This window comes from Flavobacterium sp. MFBS3-15 (genome assembly GCF_026107645.2).
Taxonomy (GTDB): domain Bacteria; phylum Bacteroidota; class Bacteroidia; order Flavobacteriales; family Flavobacteriaceae; genus Flavobacterium.
Window position 1 is genome coordinate 355511 of sequence record NZ_JAPCHV010000002.1, and the last position, 16380, is coordinate 371890.

Genomic DNA, 16380 nt, shown 5'->3' on the forward strand with positions numbered 1-16380 from the left:
AGCCGATAACAATAAAATATCGTATTTTGCTAAAATAACCGTTTTCATCAACAATGGCAAAAACACCTTCAAACATGCTGCCACTGGGCACACCTGCACCCAAATTTTGGCTAAAGGATACCAACTCCAATTATTTTTATTCTTTTGAAGACTTAAAGGGAGAAAAGGGCACACTGGTGGTGTTCATCTGCAACCATTGCCCATATGTGCACCATGTGATAGACGAGATTGTTAAGGTTGCCAACGATTACCGTGTGCAGGGCATCGGGATCATAGCGATCAGCAGCAATGATACCGATAAGTATCCGCAGGACGGACCTGAACCCATGGCACAGTTTGCTTTTGAAAATAAAATGGACTTCCCTTACCTGTTCGATGAGACACAGGAAACCGCCAGGGCATTTGATGCTGCCTGCACACCCGACTTTTACCTTTTTGATAATCTGGATAAATTGGTATACCGCGGTCAGCTTGACGATTCACGTCCCGGAAACAACATTCCGTTAAGCGGTAGCGACCTGCGCAATGCGATTGATGGTATTTTATACAACAGGGCTATACCCGAAAACCAAAAGCCAAGTGTGGGGTGCGGCATAAAATGGAAGAATTAATGTAGCAATGTAATTAATTTTTTAATGTAACAATTTGAGCATAGTGTAGTTAATTGCTACATTCTCACATTAAACAAATTGATACATTATTCCTGTTCGAGAACAACATCTATCGGCTTGTTCATTTTACGCCCGAACTTCATACCTGCCTGCTGGCTTTCGTTGGAGCATAAAATGTACATATTATAGCTGTACAGCGGCAATATGAGGGTTTTAAACTTACCGCCATTCTCCTTGCCGTCGATGTCCTCTATCTTAACCTGGAAACTATCCGCCGGAAATGTATTGGCCACCGAAAGCAGGTAATTGTCTTTCGCATAGGGAAAAAACCAACGCTCTTTTGCGGCCGTACCACCCTCAGGAAGGCGTTTGTTATCATCCCCAATCCTGTAGTTAAAAGTAAACACCATAGCCTCATCGGCATGGTTGAAGCTGTACTTATTGGCTTTGTTCACCACATCGTTGCCAAGGCTGTCCACAATGGTAATCCTCAGGTTCTTGATGTTCTCCTTTTTGCCTGCCTCGTGCACATCCAGCACAACATACGACGTAAAGTCATACCCGCAGTGCATCACCTGGGCTTTGGCAGAAAAAGCAAAAAGGACAAACAGGAAAATAAAGTAACGCATGGTTTTCATAAGTACAAAGTTAGTGAGAATTATGCAAAAAGCATTCCAATAAAAAACCCCAAAGAACAAAAATGCTTTGGGGTTTAGATTATGGATTGAACTACTATCGTAATTCGTAATTGACAATTCGAAATTATTTCACATCCATCAGCTCCACATCGAAAATCAATGTAGCATCCGGAGGGATAACGCCGCCGGCACCGCGTGAGCCATAGCCAAGGTGCGACGGGATCACGAAGCGTGCCTTATCGCCAACCTGAAGCAGGGCAATGCCTTCGTCCCAGCCCTCGATCACCTGGCCTGCGCCAAGCTGGAAGTCGATAGGCTGCTTTCTTTTGTAGGATGAGTCGAATACCATCCCGTTCTCAAGAGAACCCTGATAGTGTACCGATACTTTTTTTCCTTTTTCAGCCTGCTTGCCATTCCCTTTCTGGATCATTTTGTAGCGTAGCCCGCTTTCGGTCTTTTCAAAGCCTGCCGCTAACTTCTCCATAGCTTCTTCAGCCTGCTTTTTAGCTTCGGCAAGGCGTTTTTCGCGCGAACCCTCAAAGGTGCGAAAGGCCTCGATGGCATTCCAGTTCTTAGCCTCTTCGCCTTCGCGGATGATCTCCACGCTTTCTATTTTATCACCCTGTGAAATGGCGTCCACCACATTTTGGCCCTCAACCACATTGCCAAAAACGGTGTGCTTGTTGTCCAGCCATGGCGTAGCAACGTGGGTAATAAAGAACTGCGATCCGTTAGAGCCCGGTCCCGCATTGGCCATTGACAATACACCCGGCCCGCTGTGAGTAAGGCTTGGGTGGAATTCATCGTCGAATTGGTAACCCGGGCCGCCTGTACCCGTACCCTGCGGGCAGCCGCCCTGTATCATGAAGTCAGGTATAACGCGGTGGAATTTAAGGCCGTCATAATACGGTTTGCCCTGTGGCTTTTCGTTATTTTCAAGGTTGCCTTCGGCAAGCCCCACAAAGTTGCCTACCGTGCCCGGCGTTTTATCGTGAGTCAGCTTTACAAGGATGGTTCCTTTGCTGGTATTGAATTTTGCGTAAATCCCGTTTTCCATTATGAGTTGTTTTTTTGTTTTGAAGCGCAAATTTACAAATAAAATCCCTAAAGGCATTGTTAGGTTTTATAACAAAATGGTAAATTTGGACAATTCATAAATATGGAATTCATATCTGAAAAAGTTTGCAAAGACTGTGGGAACACCGACGTGTTCACGCTTACTAAAATTGAGGCCGCATTCTCCCTAAAGGATAGTACGATCCAAAAGACTGCATGTACAAATTGTAGTTCCGTTAAATGGAGTTCATATTGGCATAACAAGCCTGATCTGGATATTGAATTGCTTAATATTTGGGGATATGATCCTGACCTTTATTTTATGGATCAGGATGAGGATATTATACTCGCTGAAGAAGAAAACGTGCCATTGTTTTTAAACGCTATAGATAAACAAAATTATCCGCAAAAAAAATTAAATACACTCCTTGCTGCATTGTGTATTATAGTGTATGACAATGTCATCGCAGATGAAGAGTACACAGAACAAGAAAACATCAGAAGAAGAAAGACTGCTGATAAAGTAATTACCGAATTAATTCCTCGAAAACACCTTGTAGCCGAAACAAAAGATTGGGAAATAATGGATTATGTAAGGCAAATAGTATTTCCACTCATTGGACTAAATGAAAGAAAATGAAAAAAGAAGACAACTACCTTGATATAAACAGGAACGGCTGGAACCAGCGTACGGAAGTGCACGTGGATTCGGCATTTTATGACATGGCCGCATTCCTCGACGGGAAAAACAGCCTCAACGCACCGGAACTTGCCCTGCTGGGGGATGTTTCAGGTAAAAAGATACTGCACCTGCAATGCCATTTCGGGCAGGATACCATTTCACTTTCGCGGATGGGTGCCATTGCTACCGGCGTGGACCTCTCCGATAAAGCCATTGAAAAAGGCCGTGAACTGGCAGCTAAATTAGGCACCGATACGCGCTTCGTCTGCTGCGATGTGTACGACCTGCAGAACCATCTGGACGGGAAGTTCGATATCGTGTTTACCAGCTATGGCACTATCGGCTGGCTACCGGACCTGGCTAAATGGGCTGGCGTCGTTTCGCAGTTCCTTAAACCCGGCGGTAAATTCGTTTTTGCCGAATTCCATCCCGTGGTTTGGATGTTCGACAATAATTTTGAAAAGGTGCAGTACAATTACTTTAAGGATAACGCCATCATCGAAACCGAGTTTGGCACCTATGCGGATGTGACCGCTCCGATCGAATATGAAATGGTAAGCTGGAACCATGCGCTATCGGAAGTGGTGACGGCGCTGTTGGCCAAAGGCCTGGAGATCCACTCCTTTAATGAGTTCGACTACTCACCTTATAACTGTTTCAGCAATACGGAGGAATTCGAACCAGGGAAATTCCGAATCATTCCTTTTGGCAACAAGGTACCGATGATGTATACGCTGATGGCGGTGAAGAAAGAATAAACTAATCACATTGTATCATTGTATAAATCAAACTAACACCTCTGTAGGCGCATACCCGAAAAGTTTTTTGAACGCGAACGAAAAGTGTGACAGGTTCTCAAAGCCTACTTCAAGGTAAATGTCGGAAGGGCGTCGGCGCTTTTCCTTAATGTGGAAATGTGCCAGCTCCAGCCGTTTCTGCGTCAGCCATTTTTGTGGCGTAGTGCCGTAAGCCCTTTTAAAATCGCGGCGAAAAGTTGTAAGGCTGCGGCCCGTAAGGTACCCGAACTTTTCCATCTCCATATTGAACATATAATGCTTTTCCATAAAGCCGGAGAGGTCAACTTTGCCGGGTTCTTCAAAATTGGCGAGCACGCTGTCGATATCCGGGCTAATGCTTCGCAATATCGCAATCGCTTCGTGAATCTTGATGTCGGCAACCTCCGCAGGCAGCTGCTGCCCTATCTCAAAATACGGGATGAGCGACGACAGGCAGCTCTTTAGCAGTGGGTGGTTGCTGAAGGTAAGCATTTCGCGTGGAGCAGCGTTGCCTGGCTGTACATTCCTCTCTTTATAATAGGCCGCCAGCCTTTCCTGCCGCAGGTGCATGACTACCGACTGGTTGGGCCTGCCGCCTTTCGGTGAATTGATAACGGTGGCTACGCTGTTCCTCGGGAAAAGGAAAATATCGCCCGGCGTGAGGGTGTATGTAACATCGGGCATCACGATTTTTGTCCCGCCCTCCATGAACCATATGAGGATATGGTCGGAAAAGAACACATTGTCAACATGAAAGCTGTCGTTGTACACCGACAGCTTTATTTCGGGGGTTATGTATATCGATTCGTGTGCCATGTTACGAAGATACAAAACGTTATCAATTGGCGCTAAACTCCAGCCCGTTGAGTTCCTCGCTCAATGCCCACAGCCTTTGGGCATTTTCCTTATCCACCGCATACGGCTGAAGCCCCTGCGTTTTTGTCCTGCTGCTGAAATCTTCAGGGACATCGGCATCCAATAGCGCAATGTTACAATCCTCGCAATAGACCCCGCTGATGTTCTCCAACTGCGGGCTCACGGCACACCACACATTGGTAGCGGCACCCTGCGGAATGGTTTTCAACCGTGCCAGTATCTCAGGGGCAATATTGCCATCGGCATCCATAATGCCCAGCTTTACCATCAGCTCATTGCTTGATTCGCGGTTCAGGTCGGTGCCCCCTACAGCCCCGGGATGCAGCGAGAATACCTGTATGCCAAATTCCGCGCCACGAACGGCAAGCTCTGTAGCAAAAAGTATATTGGCTGTTTTCGACTGACCGTAGCCCACCAGCGTTTCGTATTCCCTATGCTCAAAGTTAGGGTCTTCAAAATGAAACGGTGCCATCTGGTGCCCGAACGATGATACATTCACTACACGGGCGCCGTTAGCTTTCTTTAATGCTTCCCAAAGCCGTGCCACCAAACGGAAATGACCGAGGTGGTTGGTAGACAGCTGTGACTCATATCCCCGCGAGTCGCGGCGCAGCGGCACCCACATGATGCCGGCATTGTTGATAAGCAGGTGCAGCGGGCTGCCTGTCTCTAGAAAACGCTCCGCAAAAGCATCGATAGAATCGGGATCCATGAGGTCCATCGGCCATACTTCGGCATCAATGCCTGCAAGGTTAGCAGCCGCCTTGGCCGCATCGCGGGCCGGCACGATGACTTTGGCGCCTGCCAAAACAAAGGATTTGGTAGTTTCGAGGCCGATACCCGCATAACCGCCGGTCACTATGGCCGTTTTGCCTGCAAGGCTGATACCCTTAATAATGTCATTTGCAGTCGACGATGCGCCAAAGCCTGAATGCAGGGGCTGCTGTAGCGCACCCTTGTAGTTGTTCGCTGTTATTTTCATTGTCAATATGTTTAAGATTACATGGCAAAATTACATTAGGGATAATCGACTGACTTTGTTCAAAACGCCGAAATAACTTTGTTTAAAACGCCACTTTCTAACTGTAATAATTTTCGATATAATTATTACATTTGTTACGCTAAAAATCACCACCATGGAAAGCTTATTCGACCCTCACGGGAACCAGAAAATATTAGACCGCATTGAACAGCTCACCCCCATAAAGCTATCGGAATGGGGCGTTATGACCGTTGCCCAGATGATGGAGCACTGCCAGATGCCGCTGAAAGTGGTATACGGCACCAAGCAGATAAAAGTGAACTGGCTGATGAGGTTCTGCTTTGGCCGAAGCGCCAAAAAATTGTTTACCGGTGAGAAGAAATTCGGAAAGGGGCTGCCCACGGCAAAAGAGTTCAAAGTAACTTACCATCCAAATTTTGACGAGGCCAAAGCAGGACTGAAAGAGCTTGTGGCCAAATTCAGCCGCGACGGGCGTGCAGGCATTATGGTAACAGAACACCCATTGTTTGGTAAAATGACCTACGAAGAAATAGACCACGCCCAATGGAAGCACCTGGACCATCATTTGAGGCAGTTTGGGGTCTAAAGGTTTATTTGTTGATTCGTTGATTTGTTTATTTGATAGCAGCCCGAATCAACATATAAACAAATAAACATATCAATATAAGAAAAATGCGCATCGACATCATTACCGTACTTCCCGAACTGATCCGCAGCCCGTTTGAGGCTTCGATACTCAAGCGTGCCATAGACAAGGGCCTGGTGGAAGTACACTTTCATAACCTTCGCGATTACAGCACCAACAAACATAAGAACGTAGACGACTACCAGTTTGGCGGCGGTGCGGGGATGGTAATGTCTATCGAGCCGATAGATGCCTGCATTTCCAAACTGAAAGGCGAGCGCGATTACGACGAGGTGATCTACATGACCCCCGATGGCGAAACCCTCAACCAGGGGATGGCCAACAGGATGTCGCTCCTCAAAAACATCATCATACTTTGCGGGCATTATAAAGGTGTGGACCAGCGTGTACGCGATCATTTCATCACGAAAGAAATATCCATAGGCGACTTCGTGCTATCGGGTGGCGAGCTTGCCGCGGCAGTGGTTTCGGATGCCATAATACGGCTGATACCCGGCGTGTTGAGCAACGAGACCTCGGCGCTTACCGACAGCTTCCAGGACAACCTGCTCTCCCCTCCCATCTACACACGCCCGGCAGAATACAAGGGCTGGAAGGTTCCCGATGTACTGATGAGCGGCCACGCAGCCAACATAGAGAAATGGCGCGAGGACATGGCGCTGGAACATACCAGGAACAGGAGGCCGGATCTGCTTGAATAGTTCGGAGTTCAGGGTTTCGGGTTCAGTGTTGCCACTCTGCCGCTCAACCCGGAACTCTGAACACTGAACCCTAAACTTTTACCTAAAATATTTTGTAAATACGGAATTTTAACTAAATTTGCACCCTCATTCGGACCAACCTCTGACGAAACTCGTGAATGTTGCTTTGGATCAATCATTTAAAATCTAACAATCATGTCAGATCTATTAAAATTTGTTCAGGACGAATTCGTAGCTAAAAAAGATTTCCCTGAGTTTGGTGCAGGTGACACGATCACTGTGTACTATGAAATCAAGGAAGGTGAAAAAACAAGGACTCAGTTCTTTAAAGGTGTAGTTATCCAAAAAAGGGGTGCCGGCATCACGCAAACTTTCACAATCCGCAAAATGTCTGGCGCAGTTGGTGTAGAGCGTATTTTCCCGCTTAACATGCCTGCCCTTCAGAAAATTGAAGTTAACCAAAGAGGTAAAGTTCGCAGGGCACGTATATTCTACTTCCGCGACCTTACAGGTAAAAAAGCAAAAATCAAGGAAAAAAGAAGAAGATAATCTTCCTTTCCGGATCATACAGGAATCCCATCGCGTTGCGGTGGGATTTTTTTGTTTGTGAGAGGCACAGGTCGATATAGCCGGTGACCTCACGCGCATCTGCAATCCAAAAAAGAGTTTCGGCAGCTAAAAATTCACTACATTTGGGCATGGATCCCATTTTTATAAAAATAGCCGACATTCGAGGCGGTGTACACTTTGTAAATATCAAACACATTTATGAGGTAGAGGAAGTAATGAATGCAAAGGCTAAACTGACCCACATCAGGTACTATTCCATCCCCGACTGTAAAGGCCATGTAAATAAAGTTATTACAAAGGAATACGCCAACGCGGTGCTGGAACGCATCAACCAGCTGAAAGCGCAGCAATAAGACAATAACGCCTATTGCCGCCTTACGTTTTTTATTTACATTTCATAAAATTTCAATCGTTTTTTTACCGATTTGGCAAACCGCTAATTGGGCAGTTTTTCCTATATTTGCGAGCCTTGCCTTACCAAATGCAGGGATGCAAACAAACACGATATAACTTAGTAACAATCAGCCTTTCCCAATCGGGTCAGGGTGCTTAAAAATTCAATTCTAATGTCCAACACCTCAAAAATCTTTTACACGATAACAGATGAGGCCCCCATGCTGGCCACACATTCATTCCTTCCCATTGTACAGGCGTTTACCGCTCCTGCAGGGATAGAAGTTGAAACCCGCGACATTTCGCTTGCCGGAAGGATACTTGCCAACTTCCCTGAAAACCTTACCGACAGCCAGAAAATAGGCGATGCGCTTTCCGAACTGGGCCAGCTGGCTACCACGCCGGAAGCGAACATCATTAAATTACCAAACATATCGGCATCCGTACCGCAGCTGAAAGAAGCCATAAAAGAACTGCAAAGCCAGGGGTATGCTATTCCTGACTACCCTGAAGACGCAAAAACCGACGAGGAAAAAGCCGTTAAGGCAAAATATGCCAAGGTGCTTGGATCGGCAGTAAACCCTGTATTGCGTGAGGGCAACTCCGACCGCCGCGCGCCAAGGGCCGTGAAGAACTACGCCAAGGCACACCCGCATTCGATGGGTGCCTGGTCGGCTGACTCAAAGACACACGTTGCCAGCATGAGCGAAGGCGACTTTTACGGAAGCGAGAAATCGGTTACTGTAAAAGAGGCTACCGATGTGCGCATTGAATTTGCAGGCAATGACGGTACTGTTACCGTACTGAAAGATAAAACAGCGCTTAAGCCAGGCGAGATCATCGATTCGTCGGCACTAAGCCTTAAAAAGCTAAAAGCATTTGTTGCCAAAGAAGTAGCTGACGCGAAAGCGAAAGACGTACTATTCTCCCTGCACATGAAGGCTACGATGATGAAGGTTTCTGACCCTATCATTTTTGGTGCCGTAGTAGAGGTTTTCTTTGCTGATGTATTCGAAAAATATGCAGCCCTGTTCAAAGAGCTGGGTGTGGATACACGCAACGGCCTTGGCGACGTATACGCAAAAATTGCAGGCCACGCACAGGAAGCCGAAGTAAAAGCGGCTATTGAAGAAGCCAAGAAAAACGGCCCTGCAATAGCAATGGTAAACTCTGATGCGGGCATAACGAACCTGCACGTACCAAGCGACGTGATCGTGGATGCCTCGATGCCGGCCATGATACGCACCTCAGGACAAATGTGGGATGCGGCAGGACAGCAGCAGGACACCAAAGCCATGATCCCGGACAGGAGCTATTCTGGCATTTATACCGCTACAATCGACTTCTGCAAGAAGCATGGCGCGTTTGACCCTGCAACCATGGGCAGCGTACCGAACGTGGGCCTTATGGCACAGAAAGCGGAGGAATACGGATCGCACGACAAAACGTTCCAGGCTGCGGCAGACGGCGTTGTAAAAGTGATTGACAATAATAACGGCACCGTATACATGGAGCAGGCTGTTGAGGCAGGCGACATCTTCAGGATGTGCCAGACCAAGGATGCGCCTATCCAGGACTGGGTGAAACTTGCCGTGAACAGGGCAAGGCTTTCGGCTACCCCGGCAGTATTCTGGTTGGACAACAAGCGTGCGCACGACGTACAGCTTATCGAAAAAGTAAATACCTATCTTAAAGACCACGATACCAGCGGCCTTGACATCAGGATCCTTGATCCGGTGGCGGCTACGGAATTCACATTGGAGCGCATCATCAAAGGTGAAGATACCATATCGGTAACAGGGAACGTACTGCGCGACTACCTTACCGACCTTTTCCCTATCCTTGAACTGGGGACTTCGGCAAAAATGCTTTCTATCGTTCCGTTGATGAATGGCGGCGGATTGTTCGAGACCGGCGCGGGAGGCTCTGCCCCTAAGCACGTTCAACAGTTCGTTGAAGAAGGTTACCTGCGTTGGGATTCCCTTGGCGAGTTCCTTGCATTGGGCGTATCGCTCGAGCATTTGGGACAGACTTTGGGCAACCAGAAAGCACTGGTACTTTCTGAAACACTGGACGCGGCTAATGAGAAATTCCTTGAGCAGGACAAGTCGCCGGCGCGTAAGGTTGGCCAGATCGATAACCGCGGTTCACACTTCTACCTGGCGCTATATTGGGCTCAGACCCTTGCCGCACAGGGCAAGGATGCAGAGCTGAAAGCTAAATTCGAGCCTATAGCGGCAGCGCTTACAGAGAACGAGGCGAAGATTAATGAGGAACTAATCGGGTCACAAGGTAAAGCACAGGAACTGGGCGGTTACTACCACCCTGACTTTAAACTGACCGACAAAGCCATGAGGCCAAGCGAAACATTTAACAGCATACTTTCAAAACTGAACTAAATGATTCGTTTTTATGATACGAAGCCATCCGGAAGGGTGGCTTTTTTTTATTACAGAAAAATTTTACACCTGACAATTAATCCTACATTTGCGGAAAGCATCAGTATGTACATCAACCCTCAAAACCAGCTCGATAAAGCGACCGATACAGCTACCGCAAGGCTCATGCAGCTATTGATGGAAAATGGTTCGGAAATGTGCCTGAAAGCAGGTGAGCCGGCCATAAAGTCAGGGCAGCGTTGTGATTTCTTCTTTATTGTGGTTTCGGGTAGCTTCAGGGCATACAGGCTTTTGAATGACAAGGAAATGATCATAGGGTTCAGCTTTGCGGGCGATATCGATACCGCCCCTCATGCTTTTATCACCAATGCCCACAGTACGGAAACCATTGAGGCGATCGTGGACAGCGTTATCATCAAAATCCACCGCAGTACACTGGAACGCCTGAAGGGCACCTACCCGGAATTGAAGGATTTTATCGAGAACTTGCTCTCCCACTATATTGAAGTGCTGGTAAAGCGGCACATAGAGTTCAAGACCTACACGGCAGAGCAGCTGTACCATTCGTTGCATGCACGCCAGCCGGAGCAGGTAAAGCTCATTCCGCTGAAATACATTGCCTCCTATCTGGGCATTTCGCAGGAACGGTTGAGCCGCATTCGTTCGAAAACGGCCATTTGACTTAGGTCAATTTTTATTCATTTGGGATAAGATACATTTGCGGCATCAATCAAAAAAATCAAATCATGAAGATCGCAAAATTAAGTACATTGCTATTATCACTGTTTATCGTTTCGTGCAACAGCGACGACACCAACTCCCAAACCACTGACACCAAAGCCCTCGCTCAGGAAAAGCTGGATGCGGCACTGTCCAAATTCCCGGGACTGAGCCTGAGCGTAAAATCGGCCAACGAAAGCTACACCCTGGTCGCAGGAGATGCAGAAACTGACGAACAGACCATGCAGGCATCGTCGCTTCATTACATGCAAAGCATCTCCAAAACGTTTACGGCAGTAGCTGTACTGAAGCTAAAGGAAGAAGGCAGGATAAACCTTGATGCCAAGATAAACACCTATCTCCCGGCCTCTGTTTGCAATAACCTTGCAAATGGCAATATCATTACCGTAAGGCAGCTGCTTAACATGACATCGGGCCTGCCGGATTACATTGACAACGACCAGTTTTTTAACGATGTGCTTTCCGGCCCGCTGCCCATGCCAAGCGAGCAGGTACTTGGCTATGTATATGGCAAGCCTGCCAATTTTACACCGGGTACATCTTTCGGGTACAGTAACATCAATTACCACCTTCTTGCGCTGATCATTGACAGCGTTACCGATAATGGCCACCGTAATTACATTACGACGAAAGTGATTAACGCAGCAGGGCTTGCTAATACGTACTACATTGCAGGCACTACCATGGCCGCCCCTACCGGCACTACGGCAAGCTATCTGGCAGATGGCTCGACCTTTACTGATGTAAGCGAACTGCAACTGGGTACAGTACAGTCATTCATTGGCGATGACGGTATCGTTGCCACCACACAGGACATTACAGCCTTTTATTACAAGCTTTTGAAGGAAGGCACGCTGCTTACACCTGCTTCATTGGCCGAAATGAAAACTACCGTAAGCTATCAGGGACAACCGATATACGGGCTTGGGCTTCATTTTTATAAAACACCTGAAGGAGTCCAGGCAATCGGCCATGACGGCAGCGGAGCCGGGGCAGCGGCCTATGCTTTTTACTTCCCCTCGAAAAACATGAGCGTTACGCTTTGCACCAATACAGGCACATTGATCGATGCTAATAAGGAAGCGCAGTTTATGGCACTGTGGCAGGAGATCTTGAATATATTATTGTAGTAGTTTCGATTGTTGTATTATTTTTCTGTAAATTCTGTAACAAGTGGCAATTTATATCGTCATAACAGCGTTATGAACCCGAAAAAGAAAAATAAACTGTAAAAGTTACAGCATTTGGCGAAAATTGCATAAGCCTGCAACAATATAAATGCGCAACTTTGCAAACTAAATTCATCAATCAATCATCAACCCAAACGAACAAACAAAACAACCATGATTTTACAACTGAAAGGATACGTCACGGTACTCCTGATCCTCTTTCTGGGCAATGCTCTTGCGCAGGAAAAATTCACGCTTAGCGGCACCATTGCCGATGGCAGCAGCAACGAAACGCTGATTGGTGCCAGCGTCTACATTAAGGAAATTGAAAAGAGCGTTGCCACCAATGAGTATGGCTTTTTCTCCATTTCGCTGCCGGCAGGCACTTACACAGTGCAGGTGAGCTACGTAAGCTTTGCGACTCAGGAAGAAACCATAGTACTGACAAGCAATGTGCGCAGGAACTTCAGCCTGGAACCAGGCAGCGAAGAACTTGAGGAGGTAATCGTAAACAGCGACAGGCCCAGGGCAGAAATCCGCAAACCGGAGATGAGCGTCAACAGGCTCTCTGTACAGGAAATAAAGAAAATGCCGGTGGTACTGGGCGAAGTCGACGTACTTAAGTCGATACTTACCCTACCCGGCGTAACCAATGCGGGCGAAGGCTCATCCGGCTTTAACGTGCGCGGTGGAGCCGCCGACCAAAACCTTATCCTGCTGGACGAGGCCACCATATTCAACTCCTCCCACCTGTTTGGTTTCTTTTCGGTTTTTAATTCGGACGCCATAAAAGACCTCAAACTCTATAAAGGCGGCATACCTGCCCGCTACGGCGGCAGGGTATCTTCAGTACTGGACATTTACCAGAAAGAAGGTAACAATAAGGAATTCCACATGAACGGGGGCATCGGGCTGATCTCCAGCCGCCTCCTCGCTGAAGGGCCCATAGTAAAGGAACGCGGTTCGTTCCTTATAGGCGGGCGTGCCTCGTACGCGCACCTGTTCCTGAAGCTAACCGACAATGAAAATTCCGCTTACTTTTACGATCTCAACACCAAGCTAAGCTACAAGCTAAACGACAATAATAATCTGTATCTCTCTGGTTACTTTGGGCGTGACCTTTTTAACATCAATGAAAGCTTTAATAACATTTACGGCAATGCTGTAGTGAATTTACGCTGGAACCACCTGTTCAGCGACAAGCTGTTCTCAAACATGAGCATGATTTACAGCGATTATTATTATGGGCTGGAACTGGATTTTATCGGTTTCAACTGGGATTCGGGGATTAAGAACTTCAACTTCAAATATGACCTGAAGCATTACCTTTCGGATAAGTTTAAGCTCAATTACGGCCTTAACGCCATTTACTACGACTTCAATCCGGGCGAGATTACGCCAAACGGACCCGACTCTGCCGTAAACGCGGAAAAGCTGGAAAACAAGTACGCTGTAGAGCCTGCTTTTTATGTAGATGCCGAACACGAACTCGCAGAAAACCTGACGGTAAGCTATGGCCTGCGCTACAGCCTGTTTTACCGCATGGGCAGCCAGACGCTGAACACCTATGCCAACAACCAGCCGGTAACGTTTGACGAAGAGCTTAAAATTTACGAGAAGGCCGAGCCCACAGGTACGACGCACTACGGAAGCGGCGATGTGATAGCCAACTTTGGCAACCTGGAGCCGAGGGCAGCCATTTCCTACCAACTTAACGATAACCAATCGGTGAAGGCAAGCTACAACCGCATGGCACAATACCTGCACCTGCTGTCGAACACCTCCTCCCCTACGCCGCTCGACGTTTGGGCGCCAAGCGATAACTGGATAAAACCGCAATTACTGGACCAGGTGGCAGTGGGCTATTTCAGGAATTTTAAGGATGATACCTATAGCCTTGAGGTGGAGACATTCTTCAAAAAGATTAAGAACCGCATCGACTATATAGACGGCGCCAACCTGATTGCCAACAAAGCCATTGAGCAGGTGGTGCTGGCAGGCCGCTCAAGGGCTTACGGACTCGAGGTATTATTCCGTAAAAACACGGGCAAGCTTACAGGATGGGTATCGTATACCTTATCACGCTCAGAGCAGCAAACACCGGGCAGGACTGCCGCAGAAACCGGCATCAATAATGGCGAATGGTATAAGACCGGATATGATAAGACTCATAACCTGTCGGTTACAGGGTCGTATGAACTATCGGACAAATGGTCGTTAGGGGCAATATTTGCATTACAGTCCGGACAGCCTGCTACGTACCCGAACGGGCAGTACCAGTATGGCGACATCGTGATACCCACCTTTGGGGCACGCAACGAAGACCGCCTTCCCGCCTACCACCACCTTGACGTTTCGGCAACGTACACCCCTAAGCCGGAAAAGAAAAAAGGATGGCAGGGCGAATGGGTGTTCAGCATCTACAACCTGTACAACAGGATGAATGCCGCCTCCATCAACTTCAGGCAGAATGAGGATACCGGCAGGAATGAGGCCTCAAGGCTATCCATTTTCGGGATCATCCCAAGTGTGACGTACAATTTTAAATTTTAAAGCATCATGAAAAATTTCAAATATATAGCATTACTGTTCGTAGCAGCTTTCTTCGCTTCCTGCGAGGAAGTCATCGATGTCGACCTGAACACGGCAGCACCGCGACTGGTTATCGATGCATCCATCAACTGGATCAAGAGTACCGACGGCAGCCAGCAAACCATAAGGCTTACCACAACAACAGGCTATTACCAAAGCGAGGTCCCTGTGGTATCCGGTGCCACCGTTTTTGTGACAAACAGCACAGGCACAGTATTTAATTTTACCGAAGAATTAGGCACGGGCAATTACAATTGCACCGACTTTTTGCCGCAAATTGGGGAAACGTATCTGCTTACCGTTATCCACGACGGGCAGACCTATACCGCTACCGATAAGCTCTATGCTACGCCGGACATTACCTACACAGTGCAGGACGATGAGGGCGGTTTCCTGAATGAGGATATTGAGGTACGCTTTTTTTACCAGGACAACGGCGCAGAAGACAACTGGTACATGTACCGGTTCGATACCGATGTTATGCCTTACCCGGATTATGATGCCATAGACGACCAGTTTTTCCAGGGAAATGAAATGTTTGGCATTTTCAGCCATGAAGACCTGGATCACGGCGATGTGCTTGGCATCAGGCTTTACGGAATCTCGCAACGTTACTATAATTACATGGAGCAGCTTATCGAGATTGCCGAAGGCGGCGCAGGCAGCGGGCCCTTCCAGACCGTTCCGGCCAATGTGCGTGGGAACATCGTGAACCAGACTACCGAAAGCAAATATGCCCTCGGCTACTTCAGGCTGGGCGAAGTGGACACGCTGGATTATACGATTCAGTAATTGTAAACTAAATAGAATCGCTCTCTCCGGAGGGCTTTTTTTATGCGATGGATTTTTGGAACGCATCCCTTGGCGTACCGTCATTTACGTAAATCACCCCGCAGTAGGCAAACCCGTTTTTCTTCAGGTAGTTCTGCATAGGCAGGTTGTCGTGGTGGGTATCGACACGGATGGTACCCGTTTTGGTAAAGGCAAAATCAAATGCGGCACGGGCTATTCCCTTCGCCCTGCGTCCCGAAGCCAGCCTGTGGATAACGCCGTAAGGCTCGTCGTTTAGCCATGCCCCGCCTTCTATGACATCGTAGGTGGGTTCAGGGTTATCGCCTGCAATGAAGCAGAAATAGCCCACAACCCCACCCTCGGAAATGCATACGAATCCGTGCCCGTTATTGATGTCATTCAGGATAACCTCCGCGGAAGGATAACCGTTGCCCCACTGGGTCATGTTGCCGGTTTCGCGCATGATGAGGCGGGCTTCGTCGATGATGGGCATGATAGTATCCAGGTCTTGCGGGGTAGCGGGTTGTATGTGCACAGTGTGATTTTTTGAATGACGAAAATAATGATTTAGAAGTTAAGTTATACCGCAAAGTCACGCAAAGGAGACACAAAGATTCCTTTAGATTTGAAAGATTAAATTACCTCTTGATGATGATGTTTAAAAGAGGGGGTCCGGGGGAGACTGATAACTTAATAAGATTGTTCATATTTTTAAATAAAAAAAGAATGAGGTGA

At 47.6% G+C, this 16380-nt stretch carries 17 protein-coding genes; 12 read left to right on the forward strand and 5 right to left on the reverse strand.

What is annotated here, in order from left to right; translation table 11 throughout:
* Nucleotides 1-53: 53 nt before the first annotated feature.
* Nucleotides 54-611 (forward strand): thioredoxin family protein, encoded by a 558-nt coding sequence (locus tag OGH69_RS03665; RefSeq protein ID WP_265173082.1) that lies wholly within the window; start codon nt 54-56, stop codon nt 609-611.
* An 86-nt stretch (nt 612-697) separates the two neighbouring features.
* Here the strand turns inward: OGH69_RS03665 and OGH69_RS03670 are convergent, their stop codons facing one another.
* Entirely contained in the window at nt 698-1249 is a 552-nt protein-coding gene (locus tag OGH69_RS03670; RefSeq protein WP_265173083.1) for a hypothetical protein, read from the reverse strand.
* A 124-nt stretch (nt 1250-1373) separates the two neighbouring features.
* Nucleotides 1374-2306: a peptidylprolyl isomerase gene (locus OGH69_RS03675; RefSeq protein WP_265173084.1), complete on the reverse strand. Its 933-nt coding sequence runs from the start codon at nt 2304-2306 to the stop codon at nt 1374-1376.
* 102 nt (nt 2307-2408) lie between these two features.
* Between OGH69_RS03675 and OGH69_RS03680 the strand changes: the two genes are divergently transcribed.
* Together OGH69_RS03680 and OGH69_RS03685 are read left to right on the forward strand one after the other, a co-directional pair.
* Complete coding sequence (locus tag OGH69_RS03680) at nt 2409-2945, forward strand: hypothetical protein (RefSeq protein ID WP_265173085.1); 537 nt, start codon at nt 2409-2411, stop codon at nt 2943-2945.
* Entirely contained in the window at nt 2942-3745 is an 804-nt protein-coding gene (locus OGH69_RS03685; RefSeq protein ID WP_265173086.1) for a class I SAM-dependent methyltransferase, read from the forward strand. The genes OGH69_RS03680 and OGH69_RS03685 overlap by 4 nt, the downstream gene beginning before the upstream one ends.
* A gap of 27 nt (nt 3746-3772) precedes the next feature.
* Here OGH69_RS03685 and OGH69_RS03690 read toward each other — a convergent pair whose 3' ends face one another.
* Both OGH69_RS03690 and OGH69_RS03695 read right to left on the reverse strand, forming a co-directional pair.
* The gene (locus tag OGH69_RS03690; RefSeq protein WP_265173087.1) at nt 3773-4579 is read right to left on the reverse strand and encodes an AraC family transcriptional regulator; all 807 of its coding nucleotides are present in this window, start codon (nt 4577-4579) and stop codon (nt 3773-3775) included.
* 22 nt (nt 4580-4601) lie between these two features.
* A complete protein-coding gene (locus OGH69_RS03695; RefSeq protein ID WP_265173109.1) occupies nt 4602-5615 on the reverse strand; it encodes an SDR family NAD(P)-dependent oxidoreductase in 1014 nt (337 codons plus the stop codon).
* Nucleotides 5616-5775: 160 nt separating this feature from the next.
* Between OGH69_RS03695 and OGH69_RS03700 the strand changes: the two genes are divergently transcribed.
* From OGH69_RS03700 to OGH69_RS03740, 9 genes are all read left to right on the forward strand, one after another.
* Nucleotides 5776-6228: a DUF1569 domain-containing protein gene (locus OGH69_RS03700; RefSeq protein ID WP_265173088.1), complete on the forward strand. Its 453-nt coding sequence runs from the start codon at nt 5776-5778 to the stop codon at nt 6226-6228.
* A gap of 86 nt (nt 6229-6314) precedes the next feature.
* Entirely contained in the window at nt 6315-6989 is a 675-nt protein-coding gene (trmD, locus tag OGH69_RS03705) for a tRNA (guanosine(37)-N1)-methyltransferase TrmD (RefSeq protein WP_265173089.1), read from the forward strand.
* A gap of 195 nt (nt 6990-7184) precedes the next feature.
* Nucleotides 7185-7538, forward strand: a complete 354-nt coding sequence (gene rplS, locus OGH69_RS03710) for a 50S ribosomal protein L19 (RefSeq protein WP_265173090.1) — start codon at nt 7185-7187, stop codon at nt 7536-7538.
* A 149-nt stretch (nt 7539-7687) separates the two neighbouring features.
* Nucleotides 7688-7912 carry a hypothetical protein gene (locus OGH69_RS03715; RefSeq protein WP_265173091.1) on the forward strand — a complete coding sequence of 75 codons (225 nt, stop codon included), beginning with the start codon at nt 7688-7690 and terminating at the stop codon, nt 7910-7912.
* 213 nt (nt 7913-8125) lie between these two features.
* Nucleotides 8126-10351 (forward strand): NADP-dependent isocitrate dehydrogenase, encoded by a 2226-nt coding sequence (locus OGH69_RS03720; protein WP_265173092.1) that lies wholly within the window; start codon nt 8126-8128, stop codon nt 10349-10351.
* Nucleotides 10352-11032 carry a Crp/Fnr family transcriptional regulator gene (locus OGH69_RS03725; protein ID WP_265173093.1) on the forward strand — a complete coding sequence of 227 codons (681 nt, stop codon included), beginning with the start codon at nt 10352-10354 and terminating at the stop codon, nt 11030-11032.
* 65 nt (nt 11033-11097) lie between these two features.
* On the forward strand, nt 11098-12222 hold the full coding sequence (locus tag OGH69_RS03730) for a serine hydrolase domain-containing protein (RefSeq protein WP_265173094.1): 1125 nt from the start codon (nt 11098-11100) through the stop codon (nt 12220-12222).
* Nucleotides 12223-12435: 213 nt separating this feature from the next.
* The gene (locus OGH69_RS03735; protein WP_265173095.1) at nt 12436-14814 is read left to right on the forward strand and encodes a TonB-dependent receptor; all 2379 of its coding nucleotides are present in this window, start codon (nt 12436-12438) and stop codon (nt 14812-14814) included.
* Nucleotides 14815-14820: 6 nt separating this feature from the next.
* On the forward strand, nt 14821-15645 hold the full coding sequence (locus tag OGH69_RS03740; protein ID WP_265173096.1) for a DUF4249 domain-containing protein: 825 nt from the start codon (nt 14821-14823) through the stop codon (nt 15643-15645).
* Between the two features lie 40 nt (nt 15646-15685).
* Here the strand turns inward: OGH69_RS03740 and OGH69_RS03745 are convergent, their stop codons facing one another.
* Complete coding sequence (locus OGH69_RS03745) at nt 15686-16180, reverse strand: GNAT family N-acetyltransferase (protein WP_265173097.1); 495 nt, start codon at nt 16178-16180, stop codon at nt 15686-15688.
* Nucleotides 16181-16380 lie beyond the last annotated feature (200 nt).

What these genes read in the sequence shown, in the direction of transcription:
- OGH69_RS03665 (WP_265173082.1), top strand. Translation starts at nt 54, where the DNA reads ATGGCAAAAACACCTTCAAACATGCTGCCACTGGGCACACCTGCACCC.
- OGH69_RS03670 (WP_265173083.1), bottom strand. Translation starts at nt 1,249, where the DNA reads ATGAAAACCATGCGTTACTTTATTTTCCTGTTTGTCCTTTTTGCTTTT.
- OGH69_RS03675 (WP_265173084.1), bottom strand. Translation starts at nt 2,306, where the DNA reads ATGGAAAACGGGATTTACGCAAAATTCAATACCAGCAAAGGAACCATC.
- OGH69_RS03680 (WP_265173085.1), top strand. Translation starts at nt 2,409, where the DNA reads ATGGAATTCATATCTGAAAAAGTTTGCAAAGACTGTGGGAACACCGAC.
- OGH69_RS03685 (WP_265173086.1), top strand. Translation starts at nt 2,942, where the DNA reads ATGAAAAAAGAAGACAACTACCTTGATATAAACAGGAACGGCTGGAAC.
- OGH69_RS03690 (WP_265173087.1), bottom strand. Translation starts at nt 4,579, where the DNA reads ATGGCACACGAATCGATATACATAACCCCCGAAATAAAGCTGTCGGTG.
- OGH69_RS03700 (WP_265173088.1), top strand. Translation starts at nt 5,776, where the DNA reads ATGGAAAGCTTATTCGACCCTCACGGGAACCAGAAAATATTAGACCGC.
- trmD (WP_265173089.1), top strand. Translation starts at nt 6,315, where the DNA reads ATGCGCATCGACATCATTACCGTACTTCCCGAACTGATCCGCAGCCCG.
- rplS (WP_265173090.1), top strand. Translation starts at nt 7,185, where the DNA reads ATGTCAGATCTATTAAAATTTGTTCAGGACGAATTCGTAGCTAAAAAA.
- OGH69_RS03715 (WP_265173091.1), top strand. Translation starts at nt 7,688, where the DNA reads ATGGATCCCATTTTTATAAAAATAGCCGACATTCGAGGCGGTGTACAC.
- OGH69_RS03720 (WP_265173092.1), top strand. Translation starts at nt 8,126, where the DNA reads ATGTCCAACACCTCAAAAATCTTTTACACGATAACAGATGAGGCCCCC.
- OGH69_RS03725 (WP_265173093.1), top strand. Translation starts at nt 10,352, where the DNA reads ATGATTCGTTTTTATGATACGAAGCCATCCGGAAGGGTGGCTTTTTTT.
- OGH69_RS03730 (WP_265173094.1), top strand. Translation starts at nt 11,098, where the DNA reads ATGAAGATCGCAAAATTAAGTACATTGCTATTATCACTGTTTATCGTT.
- OGH69_RS03735 (WP_265173095.1), top strand. Translation starts at nt 12,436, where the DNA reads ATGATTTTACAACTGAAAGGATACGTCACGGTACTCCTGATCCTCTTT.
- OGH69_RS03740 (WP_265173096.1), top strand. Translation starts at nt 14,821, where the DNA reads ATGAAAAATTTCAAATATATAGCATTACTGTTCGTAGCAGCTTTCTTC.